Origin of the sequence: Shewanella chilikensis, from assembly GCF_002836945.1 — a bacterium.
In the GTDB taxonomy this organism is placed as follows: Bacteria; Pseudomonadota; Gammaproteobacteria; order Enterobacterales; family Shewanellaceae; genus Shewanella; species Shewanella chilikensis.
In genome coordinates this window covers 48,896-65,751 of record NZ_NIJM01000009.1, presented here as the reverse complement: position 1 = coordinate 65,751, position 16,856 = coordinate 48,896, and the positions used below count along the sequence as shown (strand labels likewise).

At 53.7% G+C, this 16,856-nt stretch carries 18 protein-coding genes and 2 pseudogenes; 19 read left to right on the top strand and 1 reads right to left on the bottom strand.

The genetic code is table 11. The features are described 5' to 3' along the window. From gspF to CX651_RS05005, 12 genes are all read left to right on the top strand, one after another. The gene (gspF, locus tag CX651_RS05060) at nucleotides 1–1,224 is read left to right on the top strand and encodes a type II secretion system inner membrane protein GspF (protein WP_101054205.1); all 1,224 of its coding nucleotides are present in this window, start codon (nucleotides 1–3) and stop codon (nucleotides 1,222–1,224) included. Nucleotides 1,225–1,273: 49 nt separating this feature from the next. Beyond that, on the top strand, nucleotides 1,274–1,708 hold the full coding sequence (gene gspG / locus CX651_RS05055) for a type II secretion system major pseudopilin GspG (RefSeq protein ID WP_101054202.1): 435 nt from the start codon (nucleotides 1,274–1,276) through the stop codon (nucleotides 1,706–1,708). Nucleotide 1,709: 1 nt separating this feature from the next. Next, nucleotides 1,710–2,285, top strand: coding sequence for a type II secretion system minor pseudopilin GspH (gene gspH, locus CX651_RS05050; RefSeq protein ID WP_101054199.1), 576 nt, complete (start codon nucleotides 1,710–1,712; stop codon nucleotides 2,283–2,285). Then, a complete protein-coding gene (gene gspI / locus CX651_RS05045) occupies nucleotides 2,272–2,655 on the top strand; it encodes a type II secretion system minor pseudopilin GspI (RefSeq protein WP_101054196.1) in 384 nt (127 codons plus the stop codon). The genes gspH and gspI overlap by 14 nt, the downstream gene beginning before the upstream one ends. Next, nucleotides 2,636–3,379 (top strand): type II secretion system minor pseudopilin GspJ, encoded by a 744-nt coding sequence (gene gspJ, locus CX651_RS05040; RefSeq protein WP_101054193.1) that lies wholly within the window; start codon nucleotides 2,636–2,638, stop codon nucleotides 3,377–3,379. Before gspI ends, gspJ begins: the two co-directional genes overlap by 20 nt. Continuing rightward, nucleotides 3,379–4,371 carry a type II secretion system minor pseudopilin GspK gene (gspK, locus tag CX651_RS05035; protein WP_101054191.1) on the top strand — a complete coding sequence of 331 codons (993 nt, stop codon included), beginning with the start codon at nucleotides 3,379–3,381 and terminating at the stop codon, nucleotides 4,369–4,371. The genes gspJ and gspK overlap by 1 nt, the downstream gene beginning before the upstream one ends. A 48-nt stretch (nucleotides 4,372–4,419) precedes the next feature. After that, nucleotides 4,420–5,610, top strand: a complete 1,191-nt coding sequence (gspL, locus tag CX651_RS05030) for a type II secretion system protein GspL (protein ID WP_101054188.1) — start codon at nucleotides 4,420–4,422, stop codon at nucleotides 5,608–5,610. Beyond that, entirely contained in the window at nucleotides 5,611–6,090 is a 480-nt protein-coding gene (locus tag CX651_RS05025; protein ID WP_101054185.1) for a type II secretion system protein M, read from the top strand. It begins immediately after the preceding gene. A gap of 9 nt (nucleotides 6,091–6,099) precedes the next feature. After that, entirely contained in the window at nucleotides 6,100–6,861 is a 762-nt protein-coding gene (locus CX651_RS05020) for a type II secretion system protein N (RefSeq protein ID WP_101054182.1), read from the top strand. A 215-nt stretch (nucleotides 6,862–7,076) separates the two neighbouring features. After that, on the top strand, nucleotides 7,077–7,640 hold the full coding sequence (nudE, locus tag CX651_RS05015) for an ADP compounds hydrolase NudE (RefSeq protein ID WP_025010652.1): 564 nt from the start codon (nucleotides 7,077–7,079) through the stop codon (nucleotides 7,638–7,640). A gap of 61 nt (nucleotides 7,641–7,701) precedes the next feature. Next, a complete protein-coding gene (gene cysQ, locus CX651_RS05010) occupies nucleotides 7,702–8,514 on the top strand; it encodes a 3'(2'),5'-bisphosphate nucleotidase CysQ (RefSeq protein WP_025010653.1) in 813 nt (270 codons plus the stop codon). A 4-nt stretch (nucleotides 8,515–8,518) separates the two neighbouring features. Continuing rightward, nucleotides 8,519–8,953: a GNAT family N-acetyltransferase gene (locus CX651_RS05005; RefSeq protein ID WP_101054179.1), complete on the top strand. Its 435-nt coding sequence runs from the start codon at nucleotides 8,519–8,521 to the stop codon at nucleotides 8,951–8,953. A 158-nt stretch (nucleotides 8,954–9,111) separates the two neighbouring features. Here the strand turns inward: CX651_RS05005 and CX651_RS05000 are convergent, their stop codons facing one another. Then, a complete protein-coding gene (locus CX651_RS05000) occupies nucleotides 9,112–9,675 on the bottom strand; it encodes a NapC/NirT family cytochrome c (protein ID WP_039035180.1) in 564 nt (187 codons plus the stop codon). Between the two features lie 388 nt (nucleotides 9,676–10,063). Between CX651_RS05000 and CX651_RS04995 the strand changes: the two genes are divergently transcribed. The 7 genes and pseudogenes from CX651_RS04995 (at nucleotide 10,064) to CX651_RS04970 (ending at nucleotide 16,810) form a co-directional block, all read left to right on the top strand. Continuing rightward, nucleotides 10,064–10,429, top strand: coding sequence for a hypothetical protein (locus CX651_RS04995; protein WP_101054175.1), 366 nt, complete (start codon nucleotides 10,064–10,066; stop codon nucleotides 10,427–10,429). A 68-nt stretch (nucleotides 10,430–10,497) separates the two neighbouring features. Further along, nucleotides 10,498–10,953 carry a DUF2057 family protein gene (locus tag CX651_RS04990; RefSeq protein WP_101054172.1) on the top strand — a complete coding sequence of 152 codons (456 nt, stop codon included), beginning with the start codon at nucleotides 10,498–10,500 and terminating at the stop codon, nucleotides 10,951–10,953. A 122-nt stretch (nucleotides 10,954–11,075) separates the two neighbouring features. Next, nucleotides 11,076–11,543: a hypothetical protein gene (locus CX651_RS04985; RefSeq protein ID WP_229839743.1), complete on the top strand. Its 468-nt coding sequence runs from the start codon at nucleotides 11,076–11,078 to the stop codon at nucleotides 11,541–11,543. 115 nt (nucleotides 11,544–11,658) lie between these two features. Then, complete coding sequence (locus CX651_RS04980; protein ID WP_101054170.1) at nucleotides 11,659–11,979, top strand: heavy metal-binding domain-containing protein; 321 nt, start codon at nucleotides 11,659–11,661, stop codon at nucleotides 11,977–11,979. A 197-nt stretch (nucleotides 11,980–12,176) separates the two neighbouring features. Continuing rightward, a pseudogene (locus tag CX651_RS20415) lies at nucleotides 12,177–12,375 on the top strand (heavy metal-binding domain-containing protein); the annotation flags it as partial. Between the two features lie 164 nt (nucleotides 12,376–12,539). Further along, a pseudogene (locus CX651_RS04975) lies at nucleotides 12,540–13,658 on the top strand (efflux RND transporter periplasmic adaptor subunit); the annotation flags it as partial. 8 nt (nucleotides 13,659–13,666) lie between these two features. Beyond that, the gene (locus CX651_RS04970; RefSeq protein ID WP_101054163.1) at nucleotides 13,667–16,810 is read left to right on the top strand and encodes an efflux RND transporter permease subunit; all 3,144 of its coding nucleotides are present in this window, start codon (nucleotides 13,667–13,669) and stop codon (nucleotides 16,808–16,810) included. Nucleotides 16,811–16,856: the final 46 nt, after the last annotated feature.

Below are 16,856 nucleotides of genomic sequence, written 5' to 3'. Positions count from 1 at the left end.
ATGGCGGCATTCGAGTATAAGGCGCTCAATCAAGCCGGAAAGCAGGTCAAAGGGGTTATCGAAGCCGATACCGCCAGACTGGCCCGCAGTCAGCTGCGTGAACAGAAGCTGATGCCGCTGGATATCGCCCCGGTCACCGAAAAAGAAGCCAAGGCCAGCAGTGGCAGTTGGTTCGCGCGGCGCAAGAAGATCTCCGTGGCCGAACTGGCGCTGATCACCCGCCAGATAGCGACCCTGGTTGCTGCCGGTTTGCCGGTGGAAGAGGCCCTCAAGGCCGTGGGCCAACAATGTGAGAAAGACCGTCTCGCCTCCATGGTGATGGCTGTACGCTCACGGGTGGTGGAAGGCTACTCGCTGGCCGACTCCATGGCCGAGTTTCCCCACGTGTTTGATGATCTCTACCGCGCCATGGTGGCCTCGGGCGAAAAATCCGGTCATCTGGAAATCGTACTCAATCGTCTGGCAGACTACACAGAGCGGCGCCAACAACTCAAGACCAAGCTGACCCAGGCGATGATCTACCCCATAGTGCTGACCACAGTGGCTATCGGCGTTATCGCCGTGCTGCTGGCGGCAGTAGTGCCCAAAGTGGTTGGTCAATTTGAACATATGGGCCAGGAGTTACCCGGTACCACCCAGTTTTTGATTGCCGCCTCTGACTTTGTTCAGCATTACGGCTTGTTCGTCCTGGGCGCCATAGTATTGCTGGCACTGCTGTTTCAGAAGATGCTCACCAAGCCCGCCTTCAAACTCAAGTATCACAAGCTGTTGCTGCGTTTGCCTGTGGTGGGCAAGGTCAGCAAGGGGTTGAATACGTCACGCTTTGCCCGAACCTTGAGCATCCTCAGTGCCAGTTCAGTGCCCCTGCTCGATGGCATGCGAATCGCCAGTGAGGTCTTGCTGAATGTACGGGTGCGTCAGGCGGTGGAAGAGGCCACGGCCAGAGTGCGTGAGGGAACCAGTCTGGGGGCAGCACTGACAAATACCAAGCTGTTCCCGCCCATGATGTTGTATATGATAGCCTCGGGTGAGAAGAGTGGTGAGCTGGAGCAGATGCTCGAGCGCGCCGCAGATAACCAGGACAGGGAGTTTGAGTCCAACGTCAATATCGCCTTGGGGGTGTTTGAACCCCTGTTGGTGGTGAGTATGGCCGGGATAGTGTTGTTTATTGTTCTGGCGATTTTGCAACCGATATTGGCGCTCAACAATATGATTAGTGGCTGAGTCTCATTTCACCGCAGCCATTTGAGATTTTTTAGGAGGAAGTAAGTTAATGCAAAGCAACAACAGACAGAAAGGTTTTACCCTGCTGGAAGTGATGGTGGTGATAGTGATCCTGGGGATCCTGGCCTCCATGGTGGTGCCCAACCTGATGGGTAACAAGGACAAGGCCGACCAACAAAAGGCGGTATCTGACATAGTCGCACTGGAAAACCAGCTGGACATGTACAAGTTGGACAACAGCGTGTACCCCACAACCGAACAGGGGCTGGAAGCTCTGGTCCAGAAACCGACCATTTCACCTGAGCCTCGTAACTACCGCGACGGCGGTTATGTTAAGCGTCTGCCTATGGACCCCTGGGGGAATCCGTATCTGCTGATGAGCCCAGGCGAACACGGCAAGATAGACGTCTTCAGCTCAGGCCCTGACGGCCAACCCGGCACAGAAGACGATATAGGCAACTGGAATCTGCAAGACTTCCAATAAGATGCAAATCAGGCGCTCACTGGGTTTTACCCTGCTGGAAGTGATGCTGGTTGTGCTGCTGATGGGGCTGGCAGCTACGGCTGTGACCATGACAATGGGGGACAGCGGCCCCAAGCAACAGTTAACCCGTGAGGCGCAGAGATTTATGGCGGCCACAGAGACAGTGCTGGATGAAACTGTACTCAGTGGCCAGTTTATCGGAGTGGTGGTGGACAAGGATAAGTACCACTTCGTGCTGTTTAAAGAAAACAAATGGCAACCGCTGGAGCAGGACAGACTGCTGGCCGAAAAGCAGTTGCCGGAAGGCATTACGCTGTCGGTCGAGCTCGAAGGCTTACCTTTGGTGCAGGAAGATGAAGAGCAGGATTCCTGGTTCGACGAGCCCTTTATCGAGGAATCGGACGCGGACAAAAAGAAGTTTCCCGAGCCGCAGATCATGCTGCTGCCAAGTGGCGAAATGACCGCTTTCGAGCTGAGCTTTATCGCCAGCGACAGCCTGGGTGAAACCGTCGAGGTACTGGTCAGTGGTGATAGCCTGGGGCGCCTCAAGCTGGGGAGGTTCGATGATTTCGAATAAACTTGCCCGGCAAAGGGGGATGACGCTGCTGGAGGTGATAGTCGCCCTGGCGGTATTTGCCATTGCTGCGGTGGCCATTACCAAGAGCATAGGCGATCAGATTGCCAATATGCCGATTCTGGAACAGCGCACCCTGGCACAGTGGGTGGCAGATAACCAGATGGTGGATGCCAGGTTGGAAAAGGGCTTTCCTGCTCTTGGACGTAAAGATGGTCGCAGCGAACTGGCCGGCCAAACCTGGTATTGGCGCAAAGAGGTGGTCAAGACCACAGATGATAATTTTCGAATGATCCGGATCAGCGTCAGCGATGATGACAAATTCGAGCGGATCATCGCTCAGGTGAACTCTTATGTACTCAAGCAGGAATAGCGGCTTTACCCTGCTGGAGATGCTGATCGCCATAGCGATCTTCGCCATGTTGGGCCTGGCAGCTAATGCCGTATTACAAACTGTGCTGAAGAACGACGAGGTGACCCGCGATTTTTCACAGCAACTCAAATACCTGCAGCAGGGCTTTGGGGTGTTGGAGCGGGATCTGGGGCAGATGGTGGCCCGTACTCCCAGGCTACTGGAAGGCGGCCGTGGCAGCACAGTATTTCAAACCGGGACCGATATTCTGGACTCTGAATCCGAGGCGCTGGTGTTTTTCCGTCTCGGTTGGCTCAACCCGGGAGGCTTGCTGCCACGAGGCAGCCTGCAGTCTGTGGCCTATGTGGTGCAGGAAGGTCGGCTCGAGCGTTGGTACTATCCTTACCCCGAGCCGGAATTCGGCGCCGAGCCGATTAAAACCGTATTGATGGATAAGGTGTTATCGGTCAAATACGCGTTTTTTGTCGAGGACAAGTGGCAACGCAAGGTTGAGGCCAGCAAGTTACCCAAGGCGATCGCCATAGAGATAGAGACAGAGGACAGAGGCGTTATCAGCCGCAAATTCCTGTTGCCGATTGGAGCCCCGGCAGCCGACAAACAGAATGATAATAGTGGCGACACTAACAAAGGGGATAACAACAGCAGCACTAATACCGATGGCAATCAGCAGGAGTCGGACGGCCAAGAGGGTAATGACTCAGGCCAAGGTAAAGAGGAACTCTGATGAAAGGCAAACAAAGAGGGGTTGCTCTGATAGTGGTGCTGCTGATAGTGGCGATTGTGGCCGTGCTGGCGACCAGTATTACCGGGCGCAACCAGTTATCAGTGCGCAGAACCTTGAATCTGGCGCAGTATGACCAAGCTTACTGGTATGCCATTTCGGCCGAAGAGTTGGCGCGCAAGGTATTAAAACAAGATCTGGATGACTCGGAAGGTCGGGTACATTTGCAACAATACTGGGCACTGGCAGATGTCATTCTCCCGGCAGAAAATGGCGAAATCGGCGGCACCATTTCCGATCTTCGCAGCTGTTTTAACCTCAACGCCTTGAGTGTCAGCAGCAAAGAGGCGGCTGATGGCCAACCGCAAAAGATGTCGCTGGCCGCCAGACAGTTCAAAGGATTACTGGAGTCCTTGGGGATGGATGAATTCGGTGCCGAACGTCTGACCCATACGCTGAAAGATTATCTGGATGAGGATTCGATAGCCTCACCCTTTGGCGCCGAAGATGCTGAGTATGAAGCGCGAGTTGTCCCTTACCGGGCGGCCAACACGCTAATGAGTCACAGCAGTGAACTCAGGGCCGTGTTTGGCTTTAACCAAGAGACTTATCGCATTTTAAAGCCCTATGTTTGCGCCATACCGGGAAATGACCGACAGTTGTTGAACGTCAATACCATCAAGGTTGAGCAGGCTGCACTGCTGGCCGGCATGCTGGAAAACCAGATCTCGGTAGGCGAGGCAGAAAGCATTATTAACCAGCGCCCAGCGGGGGGCTTCGACAAAATAGAAGATTTCTGGGCGCTGGGTTCTTTAACCTCGATTGCCAGTAAGAATGATCAGCTCAAGTCCAGTTTTGTGGTCAACAGTAAGTTTTTTAAGCTGGAGGCCAAGGCCAGGGTGGATGATGCCCTGTTCCGATTGGAAAGTATGCTGCATATAGTGGGTGGGAATCGGCTCGAAGTGTTGACCCGGCAATATGGCGGACAAGAATAACAGGACAAGCCCCTAAGCCTCCAAGGCCAGGGATTGTGGAGAATAATAGTGAGTGAACGCTTATTTATCCGTTTAGGCAAGAACCTGGGCTCGCCCTGCGCCTGGGTCGTATGGTCTGAGCAGGAACAGGAGATTATTGCCTCGGGAGAGCTGGTTGATGCGCGGTCGCTGGCAACCCTGACGCAACGAGCCGGGAATCGCCCGGTCGATGTGTTAGTGCCGGCCAGTGCCATTCAGCTTACTTCGGTCGAACTACCGGAGAAGGGCCAACGCCAGGCTCTCAAGGCGTTGCCTTTTCTGCTTGAAGATACCCTGGCCCAGAATGTTGATGAGCTGCACTTCGTCGTTGGCCCCCGCAGTGGCGAGAGCCTAAGTGTGGCTGTGGTTGCCCATGAACAGATGCAAAACTGGATCTCCTGGCTGAACGAGGCCGGGCTCAAGGTACGTAAAATGGTACCGGATTGTCTGGCTCTGGAGCGGGAAGACTGTGATTGGGCCCTGATGGCCTATGAAGATCAGCTGTTGCTGCGTACCGGCGAAGGCATGGGTATGAGCATGCCCAAGGAGTGGCTGCAACCCTTACTGCCTGGGTTGCTCGAAGAGCAGCAAACGGCACCGAGCCTGGCCTGCTATACCGAATTTCAATGGCCAGAGCTGGAGTGTCGGCAGATGCCGCTGGAGATGCCCATGCTGGTGTTGGCCAAGGGGCTACTCAAGTCACCTATCAATCTGCTGTCCGGCCCCTATGTCCCCAAGCGTGAATACAGTAAGCATCTGCTGCTTTGGAAACGGGTGGCTGTTGTCGCCGCCATAGCTCTGCTGCTTGGCCTGATTAACAAGGGGCTTAACATACATCAGATGCAGGCCGAAGCCGATGAGCTGAAGGCCCAGAGCGAAAGCATTTATCGTCAGGTGGTTCCCGGTAGTTCGCGGATAGTCAATCTGCGCTCGCAGCTGGAATCTCAACTCAGAACCCTGCAGGGCAGTGGTTCGGGTGGTGAATTTTTTGCCATGCTGGATGGACTGGAAGGCGCTTTCAAACAAGTGCCGGATCTCAAGCCCAATAGCCTGAGATTTGATGCCGGGCGCAATGAAATCCGTATGCAGGTGACGGCCAAGAGCTACGCCCAGATAGAACAGTTCAAAGAGCTGGCCGGGCGTCAATTCCATCTCGAGGGTGGGGCAATGAACAGTACTGAAAATGCGGTCACCAGTACTCTGACCCTGAGGAGCAAATAAATGGAAAATTTGCGTAACTGGTGGGAATCACTGGCGCAGCGGGAGCAGCAATTGGTCGCGGCCATGGCAGTGATAGTCGCTGTCGGGATCCTTTATTGGGGGATCTGGACACCGATAAGCAATGCCGAGCAGAAGGCACAGAGTAACCTCAATGCTCAGACCCAGATGCTCAGCTTTGTGAAACAGACAGCCAATAAAATTGCCGGTATCAAACAAAGCGGCGACAGACCGGCTCTCAAGGGGAGTCTCAGTACTGTGGTGACCCAGAGCGCCGCCAGCTATGACCTGGAGATCACCCGCATGGCACCGCAGGGAAAACAGATTCAGATCTGGATGGATGAAGTGCCCTTCGATAGCCTGATCTCCTATCTTGGTGATCTGGTACAGAAACAAGGCTTGTCGCTGGATAGCCTGGATCTGGCCGAAGGTGATAGCCCTGGCATGGTGAAAGTTAGACGAATCCAGTTGTCTCAGTCGTAAGGTGTTGTCTTGAAACTGATTAGTAAAATAATACTCTGTGTGCTGATCTACCTGGCGTTTATGCTGGCACTCTTCCCTGCACGCTTGGCGGTTTCGCTGGCCCCCCTGCCGGCTAATTTGCAGCTTGGCGGTGTCAGCGGCACCATCTGGAGTGGCAGTATCGATGTGATTAAGTTGCAGCAACGTCAGTTGGAGCAACTGAGTTGGGAGCTCAGCCCCTGGGCGCTGCTGACCGGCAGAGCCAAACTGGACTTCCAACTGGGCAGCCGGGCCAGTGCCGTCAATGCCAAGGGCCAAGTCACCTTGGCTGCCGGCGGTATCAGCGCCGAGAAGCTGCGTTTTGAAGCTCCGGTCGAGTTTTTAATGGCCGGCAGTCGTCTGCCATTTCGCACTCAGGTAAGCGGTGATATCTCAGTGTTGCTGGACACTTTGGTGCAGGGGCAGCCTTGGTGTGAGGCGCTCAGTGGCAAAGTCTTTCTCAACCGGGTCGGCATCAGGAATCAGTTTGGCCAGTATCCTTTGGGAGACATAGAACTCGGCCTGCAGTGTGTTGCCGGTCAGGTGCAACTGGCGACCGATGAAGAGAAAAACGCCATAGGCGTGGCCGGCACCTTGCTGCTCAAAGCCAATGAACAACTTGAGGTCAAGGCCCGCATTCGTGAGACTCAGGCTCAGTCTGAAGATCTGAAAAAAGCTTTGCCATTTCTGGGCAAGCGAGATGCCCAGGGATATTTCCCTATCAATTACAACGGCAAGCTCCCGGGCCTTTAAAGAGGCTGGCAGCCGGGGTTCTCTCGGCTGCCGTTTGTTCAGTTGAGCTTTCCCGTTTAAAACCCCTGCGGTAACCCGCCAACGCTTGCATCCAAGTCAACTAATCTGAAAATTCCCACCGCCCAGACAAACTCCGCGGCTCTGTTATTTCGTGTGAATTGGTATAACATTGTAGCCTGAGTCACATTTTCAGTTTGTCAGCGTCAGAGGCCTCTATGACAGAGCGGCAGAAGAAGCCGGAAATATTGCACACCGAAGTTGTTGCCCGCAGTCGTCTGTTTCAAATAGAACAGGTACATCTGCGTTTCTCCAATCAAGAGGAACGCCACTACGAACGGATGAAAGGCGCCAGCCGCGGCGCCGTGATGGTGGTGCCGGTTCTCAATGGTGAATGGTTACTGCTGGGCAGCGAGTATGCCGCGGGTACCCATAACTATGAGCTGGGATTCCCCAAGGGACTGATCGACCCGGGAGAGACAGCCGCCGAAGCCGCCAACCGTGAATTGCAGGAAGAGATAGGCTATGGCGCCCGCAAACTGACTAAACTGAAAGAGTTAAGCCTGGCTCCTGGGTATTTCGCCAGTAAGATGCAGATTTTCCTGGCCGAAGATCTCTACGAGAGTCGCCTGGAAGGCGATGAACCTGAACCGATAGAACTGGTTCCCTGGCCCCTGGAGCGTTGGCAAGAACTGCTGGATATGAATGATTTTTCAGAAGGACGCAGCGTCAGCGCCTTGTTTTTGGCGATGAAACAGCTGAAACTGACTGAGTCACCCTAAAAAATTGGCCACACCCGGCCACTGACTTTTGCTTATCCGATGGAAGGCGTTTGGAGTAGTTATGAAGCCAGAAGAGTTGATAGATCACGTTATTGTCATTGCAACGGAAGCGGGACAGAAAATTCGCCAGATCTACCAACAAGGCAGTTTCAGCAAGGAAACCAAGGAAGACAACACCCCTGTCACTTCGGCCGACATCGCGGCCCATGAGATTATCTGCAGCAGCTTAAAGGCGCTGACCCCGGAGATCCCGGTTTTGTCCGAGGAAGCCGCCGATATTCCCCTCTCTGAGCGTAGCCAGTGGCGCCGCTACTGGCTGGTAGATCCCTTGGATGGTACCGGAGAGTTCATCGCCGGCAGCGGCGACTTCTCGGTCATCATTGCCCTGGTTGAGCATAACCGCCCCATCATGGGTGTGGTTTATGTGCCCATGACTGAAGTATGTTACTACGCCATAGCAGGTCTTGGCGCTTACAAACGTACCCTCCAGGCAGAGCTGAGAATTCACAGTAAGCAGTTGCCGAAAGAGCAGGACAATTCGTTGCGCCTGGCGGTCAGTCGGCGTCAGGATCCTCAGTCTGTGCTCAAGCTGTTCAACCAACCCAAGCATTGTGAACTCGTGGTGCTCGGCGGTGCGGCACTCAAAAGCTGCCTGGTCGCAGAGGGCAGGGCAGATTGCTATGTGCGGGTGGGCCCCACGGGTGAATGGGACACAGGGGCGGCGCAGATTATCATAGAAGAAGCCGGTGGCCAGTTGATGGATACCGAGCTGCAGCCCTTAACCTACAACGAGCGCGAATCGCTGGAAAACCCCAACTTTATCGTGGTCGGCTCCCCTAACCTTGAGTGGGACAAGATACTGGCCGGAGATTAATCGGATGCAGATAAGACCAATATCCAGAGCCGATCTGGATGCCGTATTGGCCTTGGAGTTGGCAACCTTCGGTGAGCACTGCTACCCGGACTTCTTCTTCCGTCAAGCACTGGATGCCTGGCCCACAGGTTTTCTGGGGGCCTTTGTCGACGGGAAACTGGCCGGTTATCTGCTGCGGGTGAGCGGTGAACAGCCGGGGCGACACTGGTTGCTGTCACTGGCCGTGTCTCCTATGCAGCAGGGCCGAGGGATAGGCAAAAGCTTGCTCAGTACGTGCCTGGAAGACTGCCGCCATGGTGTCGATGAACTGTTACTGACGGTAGCGCCGGATAATCCCGCCCGCCATCTCTACAGCCGCATGGGGTTTGAAAACCTGGGGCTGGAAGCCGACTATTTCGGCGTCGGTGAGCACAGGTTGCTGCTGCGCTGGCAAAGATAACCCCCTTGTTCCAGACCAATGCCTCTCTTTACTGCAGATAAAAACACCGAGTGTTTTGTTTAATCGCGCCCCTCCATCAAGCCTGTCGATCGCTAGTCCAGCTTCACTTCAGATATAAAAAAACCGCTGCAAGCAGCGGTTTTTCCAGCTCAAAATGATTAGCCCTTTGGATAAGGATGCGCTACACCCTTGTGGCAATCCACGCAGGTCTTTCTGCTTTCAGGATCTTTCTTAAAGTTCATGCTGTGCATTCTAACAGCCATCTTCTTCATGGTTTCAGGCTGGTTCTCATAGATGCGGGTGTGACAATGCTGACAGTTGGCAGAGTCATTGGCACGGAAGTAGTTCAGTGCTTTATCAGCCTGTTCTTTACGGTTAGCGTCCAACCACTCCTGAGTGTTGAAGCCATCGATAGTCAAGAAGCCGTAGAGATCCTTGGAAACAATGATCTTCTTCACCAGATAGTCAACCGGGCCGTGAGGCAAGTGACAGTCTTGACACTGAACAGTAACGCCGGCACTACCACCACCGTGGGCAGAAGCCAGTACTTCATCTTTCAGTGAGTGGTTGCTGTGGCAGGTCATACAGAACGCATCTGTACTGGTTGCATGCAGCGTCTGCTGGGTAGCGAAGTAGCCAACAACACCTATCACTATGCCGACGACCAGTAGCGACAGGATGGAATACTTTGCGCTGGGTTTAAAAATTGCACGCCAGTTCATCACTCTTCTCCAAAATAAAATTCTTATATCTATATTGAGCTATTCGTTGTTCTGAAATTTGATTATAAACCAGTTTTCTTTCATTAATCTGACCCGAAAAGTGCAAAATGAGACTTAGCTCTAACTCTCAAGGCCTATTGACGACTGAATTTTAAGTTAATGCCATATATGCACTTTTCCTAAACTTAAAGCATGGCACCCGCTTAATCAAGCATAGTCAATCGAATAATTAACATACAACTAATTCTCGAAACAATAAATGTGATCCAAGCGACGCTAAAGATGTAATGAACAATTTTATTTTGGACAAGACGAAACTATTTAATCAAGATGTCTGTCTATTGAGGTAAGCACAGACTGTGTGCTTCACCAGAACCCAAGGATAACGATGAGAAGCTTGCTGCTGATACTGACACTGATAATGATGCTGGGACAGGCCATGATGCCTGCAGCCGCGTCTGTTTCTGTGTCTGAACATCAGCCAATGGCAGCCATGGACTCATCCGCATCCACCAGCATGGCCATGGATATGGATTGCTGCCAAGGTCAGCAACATTGCCCAGATTGCGATCTGGGTATGGATTGCGGCACCATGGGCAACTGTGCCAGCCACTGCACACCTGGAATAAGCCTGCTTACCGCCGGCCATCCTTTGTTGGTGACAGGAAGCCAGCAGATAGCCCTGCCGAGCTGGAGCTTGCAAACCGCTATACTCTCGCAGCAAACACCCCCTCCCAATTCAACACAGATGTAACTCTGGCCTTACGGCCGCAAAGCTTTAGTTAATGTTTTTACATCTGAATATTTTTGGGAGTTCCCACTATGTCTGCATACAAAATTTCTGCATCTCGTTTTAGCGCCGCCCTGTTAATGTTTGCCAGCCTGTTTATGGCTTCAGGCAGTTTCGCAGCCGAGTTAAACCTGCCGGATAATCTGGTGATCAAGGCTATTGATGGCCAAGCTGTATCCAACTTTGACCGCCACCAGTTATCCGCCGGAAAACATATTGTCGAACTCAAATACCGGGACATTTTTGCCGTCAATGCCGATGACTCGGGCTCTTGGGTTAAATCCGGCCCCCTTTATCTGACACTGACTGTCGCCGAACAACAAAGTCTGCAACTGCAGTTACCGACTCTGGATACCGAAGCGGAAGCTAACGCCTTTATTCGCAGTCCAGAGTTGAAAGTTGTGGATGAAGCGGGCCAGGCAGTTCCGGCCGAGATAATGACCCATGGAGATCTAATGGCCGACTGGTTGGCACAGCTGCGCCGCTGAGTTTTCAGAGTGGAATGAGACAGAGGCTCTACCATGCTGCTAACAATGATTGCCGGAAAAAGTGTAGCAATGTCATCACACTTCTTCAGATGTGAGTCATATCAAGGCAAGCTTTTGAAAGCATGGTAGACTATTGGGGTCCATTCTCTCTGGAGTTCAAGCTCAAGATGCTATCGGTTCGCCGCCACATCCTGGTTCTGTTTACCCTGTTCGCATTGCTCGGGCAGGGTATGCTAACCAATGGACACTGGATGGTGCCAACAGCTGAAGCGCATTCCGGAAAAATGGATTCCACGGCACACTCAATGGCTGCCACCATGGATTGTCACACTCAACAGACAAACGCCAGTCACTGCTGCGATGACTCGCAAATTGATACAGTGCTTCCCGACACTGTGAGTCATTGTTGTGAAGGCAAAGGATTCTGCAAGAGCGACTGTAACCATTGCCTGGTGATATCTGTAGCGGGTACCCTCATCGCCGTCGGTTCCTGGCCGGTGATGTCTCTGCCCGAAGCCGCCGTGGCCACGCCTATGCCTCATTTCCACTCTGTTTCTATCGGCCAGACAATCAAGCCACCCATAGTTTGATATCCAAGGCACACTTGTGCCCAAAATCTGCCAATAAATACGAATTTTTAATGGGATAAGCGCCAAGAGTGCACAGTTGCACCTGGCCAAAGCGTATCCCAAACGGAGTGAATCAATGAAAACCTTTATCAGCGTCCTGATTATTGCCCTATTGTCTGTCACCCTGGCCCGTGCCAGCTTCGCAAACGACCGTGAACATCACCACGGCCAGCAACAAGCCGCAGTAACTGCCGAATATAGCTGCCCCATGCACCCTGAAGTGACAGGTAACAAAGGCGATTCCTGTCCCAAATGCGGCATGTTTCTGGAAAAACCGCAACAAGCCGGCTATCACTGTCCCATGCACCCTGAAGTGACAGGAAAGAAAGGTGACTCCTGCCCCAAGTGTGGTATGAATCTTGAGCCTGTAGCAGGCCAGAAACACCACCACCACTAATCAAGCTGTAGCTGGAGATGAGGCATATGAGCGATTCAAACCGTAAACGCCAACGACTGGCCTGTGCGCTTAGTCTGGTGTTGGCTGTCGGCCCGCAATGGAGTATGCAGGCAATGGCCCAGGGCAATCAGCCCCAAGGGCAGGAACAACACAAAGATCATCAACATGGGACGGCAAGCCAGGAGTATTACTGCCCCATGCATCCGGAAGTCACCAGCCATGAGCCGGGACGTTGCCCCAAGTGCAACATGTTTTTGGTCAAAAATGAGGCCACCGAAGCTTTGGCTGAACCAACACAGGCTCAGCAAAAAACCTATATCTGCCCCATGCATCCGGAAGTGACCAGTCACGAGCCGGGACGCTGCCCCAAATGCAATATGTTCCTGGTCGAAGAGGAAGAAGAGGAGCCAGGTTCCCATGCCGGTCATGCCGAAGCTACAGAAACCCAGGCTACAGAAGCCAAAGCCACGGAAAGCAAGGCTAATGACCATAGCCAGCACGCCATGCAGCAGAGCAAGCCCGCATTGGAGATCAAACCTGCACCTCTGGATCAGGGCAGCAACATCAAATATGTCTGCCCCATGCATTCGCATATCATCAGCGACGTGCCCGGCACCTGCCCCATCTGCGGCATGAACCTGGAAAAAGTCGAGATGGGCGGCCACTCGGAAACCGTTGAGATTGATGTCTCAGGGCAGATGCAGCAAGCCTTGGCTCTCAAAGTAGCCAAGGTGGAAAGAGACACGCTGTGGAAGTTCGTCAAGACTGTAGGCCAAATAGACTATGACGAGAGCCAGATCAGTCATATCCATGCCAGGGTCAACGGCTGGATTGAAAAGCTTAAAGTAGAGTCTGTCGGTGACAGGGTTGAGAAAGGCCAGTTGCTGTACGAGATCTACTCACCAGACCTGGTCAATGCCCAGGACGACTATCTGTTGGCCCAGGAGACCCTGAAACGCTCAGGCAACAGTGCCAACTACCAAGAGCTATTGCGTAAGGCCGGGCTACGCCTCGAACTGCTGGGCATGAACCAAGAGCAAATCAAACAGCTTGCCAAGACAGGCAAGACCCAATACCGGGTTCCTTTCTACGCCCGCGAAAGCGGCATAGTCAAACAACTTGAGGTACGTGACGGCATGTATATACAACCTCAGACCGAGGTCATGTCACTGGTCGACCTCTCCAAGGTCTGGGTCATCGCCGATGTGTTTGAAAACGAGCAAAGCTGGCTGGAAGTGGGACAGACCGCCGAGGTCAATATCCCCGCCATGGGACTCAAGGGCATAGAAGGCAAGATTGATTATATCTATCCCGAGCTGGATCCCATCACCCGAAGCCTGAGAGTCAGAGTGGTACTCAACAATGATCAAGCGATGGAGCTAAGGCCCAAGACCTTGGCCAAGGTTTCCCTCTATGGTGGCCCGAAACGCGATACTTTGGTGATCCCTCAGGAAGCCTTGATCCAAACAGGCAAAGAGAACCGGGTCATAGTCAAACAGGATGATGCCAGTTTCAGCGCCAGAAAGGTCACTGTCGGCATGTTGAGTCAGGGTAAAGCAGAGATCCTCGAAGGCCTGCATGAAGGCGAAAACGTGGTGATTTCCGGGCAATTCCTGCTGGATTCAGAGGCCAGTCTCAAGGGTAGCCTGATGCGCCTGAGCTCAGGCCACCAGCACTAGGAGGCAACATGCTGAAAAAAATCATTGAAGCCTCCATCAAACAAAGGGTGATGGTGCTGATTGTCACCCTGATGGTGACGGTTTGGGGGATTCAGGCGCTGCGTACCACGCCGCTCGACGCCCTGCCGGATCTGTCCGATGTGCAGGTCATCATCAAAACCGCCTATCCGGGACAGGCACCCAAGCTGGTAGAGGAACAGGTGACCTATCCCCTGTCCACCGCCATGCTGGCCGTGCCCGGGGCCAAGACGGTGCGCGGCTATTCCATGTTCGGTGACTCCTATGTCTATGTGATCTTTGAAGATGGCACCGACATCTATTGGGCCCGCTCCCGGGTATTGGAATACCTGAGCCAGATAAGCAGTCGTTTACCCGAAGGGGTGCAACCCTCACTGGGGCCCGATGCCTCCGGGGTCGGTTGGATCTATGAATATGCCCTGGTAGACCGCAGCGGTAATCTGGACCTTTCGCAACTCAAGAGTTTGCAGGACTGGTATTTGAAGCTGGAACTGCAGAGTGTTGCCGGGGTATCGGAAGTCGCCACAGTCGGTGGCATGGAACAGACCTATCAGATAGTGCTGGAGCCGGACAAGCTGGCGATTTACAAGCTGGACATCGCCTCGGTCAAGCAGGCTATTACCAAGGCCAACAACGAGGCCGGTGGCTCTGTGGTGGAGATGGCCGAAGCCGAGTATATGGTACGCGCCAAGGGCTATCGTCAAACACTGGCGGACTTTCGTGAAATCCCGCTGGGGATCACCAGCCCCTCAGGCACACCACTGCTGCTGAAAGACGTTGCCACCGTACGCAAGGGCCCGGCATCCCGCCGTGGCATAGCCGAGCTCGATGGTGAGGGCGAAGTCGTCGGTGGCATCATAGTCATGCGCTATGGGGAAAACGCCCTGGCGACTATCGAGGCGGTGAAAACCAAGCTGGAAGAACTCAAGGCGGGGCTCCCCGAAGGCGTGGAGATAGTCCCCACCTACGACAGATCGCAACTGATTGAAAATTCGGTCGACAACCTGCTACACAAGGTGCTGGAAGAGATGGTGGTGGTGAGCATTGTTTGCTTGCTGTTTCTGCTGCATGCTCGCTCGACCCTGGTGGCCGTCATTACCTTGCCACTGTCGATACTGATCGCCTTTATTGTGATGAACAAGATGGGGGTCAACGCCAATATCATGAGTCTTGGCGGTATCGCCATCGCCATCGGGGCCGTGGTAGATGGTGCCATTGTGATGATCGAGAATATGCATAAACACCTCGAGCATTTCAAGCAAGACCACCAGCGCCAACCCGACGCCAAAGAGCACTGGAAAATTGTCGCCGAGGCCTCCATTGAGGTGGGCCCGGCACTCTTCTTCTCCTTGCTGATCATAACCCTGAGTTTTGTGCCGGTATTTGCCCTCGAAGCCCAGGAAGGCAGGCTGTTCAGCCCGCTGGCCTATACCAAAACCTTTGCCATGGCGGCCGCGGCGGTGTTGTCGATCACCCTGGTGCCTATCCTGATGGGCTTCTTTATCCGCGGCAAGATACCCTCGGAAAGCAGCAACCCACTGAGCCGGGTGTTGATAGCCATCTACAAACCTATGCTCAATGCTGTGCTGCGCTTCCCCAAGCTGACCCTGCTGGCGGCTCTGGTGGCGCTGGCCAGTGCCTGGTATCCGGTGAGTCATATGGGTAGTGAATTTATGCCCGAGCTAGAGGAAGGCGATCTCCTGTACATGCCAACAGCCTTGCCGGGCATCAGTGCCAGCAAGGCCGCCGAAGTACTGCAGCAAACCGACCGGCTGATCAAAACCGTTCCGGAAGTGGCGCGGGTGTTTGGCAAGGTTGGCCGCGCCGAAACCGCCACGGATCCTGCGCCATTGACCATGCTGGAAACCACCATAATGCTCAAACCCAAAGAGCAGTGGCGCGAAGGCATGGATCTCGACGGCATTATTGCCCAGCTGCAAAGTACGGTAAAAGTGCCCGGTCTTACCAACGCCTGGGTGCAGCCGATCAAGACCCGTATCGACATGCTGTCTACCGGTATCAAGACACCTGTGGGGATTAAGATCACCGGCGCCGATGTCAATCAACTGCAGGAGATAGGGGCCCAGATAGAAGCGATTCTATCGGCGCAGCCTCATACCAAGTCGGCCTATGCCGAGCGGGTGGGTGGCGGCCGCTACATAGACATCACGCCGAAACTCGAGGTGACCTCCAGATATGGCATGACCCTGAGCGATATTCAGGACGTAGTACGTTACGCAATAGGCGGCATGAATATCGGTGAGTCGGTTCAAGGTGCCGAGCGCTATCCCATCAACCTGCGCTATCCAAGAGAGTTGCGTGACAATATCGAAAAGCTCAGAGAGCTGCCGGTGATCACCAAGAGTGGCCACTATCTGCCGCTGCGCAATCTGGCCGACATCGAAATCACTGATGGCGCGCCTATGCTCAAGAGTGAGAATGGTCGTTTGATCTCCTGGGTATTTGTCGATATCGGCGGCACGTCCATCGGTGAGTATATCGAAGCGGTCAAGCCGGTATTGGAGCAGGAACTGGATCTGCCGGCCAGGTACAGCTACAGCTTTGCCGGCCAGTATGAATATATGCAGCGGGTCGATGCCAAACTGCAGCAAGTGATCCCCATGGCACTGGCGGTGATCTTCATTCTGCTGATGATGACCTTTGGCTCATCCATGCAGGCCAGCATCATTATGCTGTCACTGCCGTTCGCCTTGGTGGGCAGTACCTGGTTGCTGTATCTGCTGGACTACAACATGTCGGTCGCTGTCGCGGTGGGCATGATAGCCCTCGCCGGGGTCGCCGCCGAGTTTGGTGTGGTCATGCTGGTGTATCTCAACAATGCCATCAAGCACAAGCAGGACAGAGGCGAATACCACAGAGTGGAGGACCTCAAGGACGCCCTGATTGAAGGTGCGGTAATGCGGATCCGCCCCAAGGCGATGACAGTGGCGACCATCTTCTTCGGTCTGCTCCCTATTATGTGGGGCGCAGGTTCAGGCAACGATGTGATGCAGAAGATTGCCGCGCCCATGGTCGGTGGCATGGTTACCGCCCCTGTGCTGTCGCTCTTTGTTCTTCCGGCGCTCTATCTGCTGATCTACCGTCGTCATTTAAGCAAACCTAAGGCTGAATAAGCCAGTAGATGATTGCAAAAGCAAAAACGGCTGCCAATGCAGCCGT

Coding starts and splice junctions, on each gene's coding strand:
- cysQ (WP_025010653.1), top strand. CDS start 7,702: ATGAAGCCAGAAGAGTTGATAGATCACGTTATTGTCATTGCAACGGAA.
- CX651_RS04980 (WP_101054170.1), top strand. CDS start 11,659: ATGAAAACCTTTATCAGCGTCCTGATTATTGCCCTATTGTCTGTCACC.
- CX651_RS04990 (WP_101054172.1), top strand. CDS start 10,498: ATGTCTGCATACAAAATTTCTGCATCTCGTTTTAGCGCCGCCCTGTTA.
- gspF (WP_101054205.1), top strand. CDS start 1: ATGGCGGCATTCGAGTATAAGGCGCTCAATCAAGCCGGAAAGCAGGTC.
- nudE (WP_025010652.1), top strand. CDS start 7,077: ATGACAGAGCGGCAGAAGAAGCCGGAAATATTGCACACCGAAGTTGTT.
- CX651_RS04995 (WP_101054175.1), top strand. CDS start 10,064: ATGAGAAGCTTGCTGCTGATACTGACACTGATAATGATGCTGGGACAG.
- gspJ (WP_101054193.1), top strand. CDS start 2,636: ATGTACTCAAGCAGGAATAGCGGCTTTACCCTGCTGGAGATGCTGATC.
- gspK (WP_101054191.1), top strand. CDS start 3,379: ATGAAAGGCAAACAAAGAGGGGTTGCTCTGATAGTGGTGCTGCTGATA.
- gspI (WP_101054196.1), top strand. CDS start 2,272: ATGATTTCGAATAAACTTGCCCGGCAAAGGGGGATGACGCTGCTGGAG.
- CX651_RS04985 (WP_229839743.1), top strand. CDS start 11,076: ATGGTAGACTATTGGGGTCCATTCTCTCTGGAGTTCAAGCTCAAGATG.
- CX651_RS05000 (WP_039035180.1), bottom strand. CDS start 9,675: ATGAACTGGCGTGCAATTTTTAAACCCAGCGCAAAGTATTCCATCCTG.
- gspH (WP_101054199.1), top strand. CDS start 1,710: ATGCAAATCAGGCGCTCACTGGGTTTTACCCTGCTGGAAGTGATGCTG.
- CX651_RS05005 (WP_101054179.1), top strand. CDS start 8,519: ATGCAGATAAGACCAATATCCAGAGCCGATCTGGATGCCGTATTGGCC.
- CX651_RS04970 (WP_101054163.1), top strand. CDS start 13,667: ATGCTGAAAAAAATCATTGAAGCCTCCATCAAACAAAGGGTGATGGTG.
- gspG (WP_101054202.1), top strand. CDS start 1,274: ATGCAAAGCAACAACAGACAGAAAGGTTTTACCCTGCTGGAAGTGATG.
- CX651_RS05025 (WP_101054185.1), top strand. CDS start 5,611: ATGGAAAATTTGCGTAACTGGTGGGAATCACTGGCGCAGCGGGAGCAG.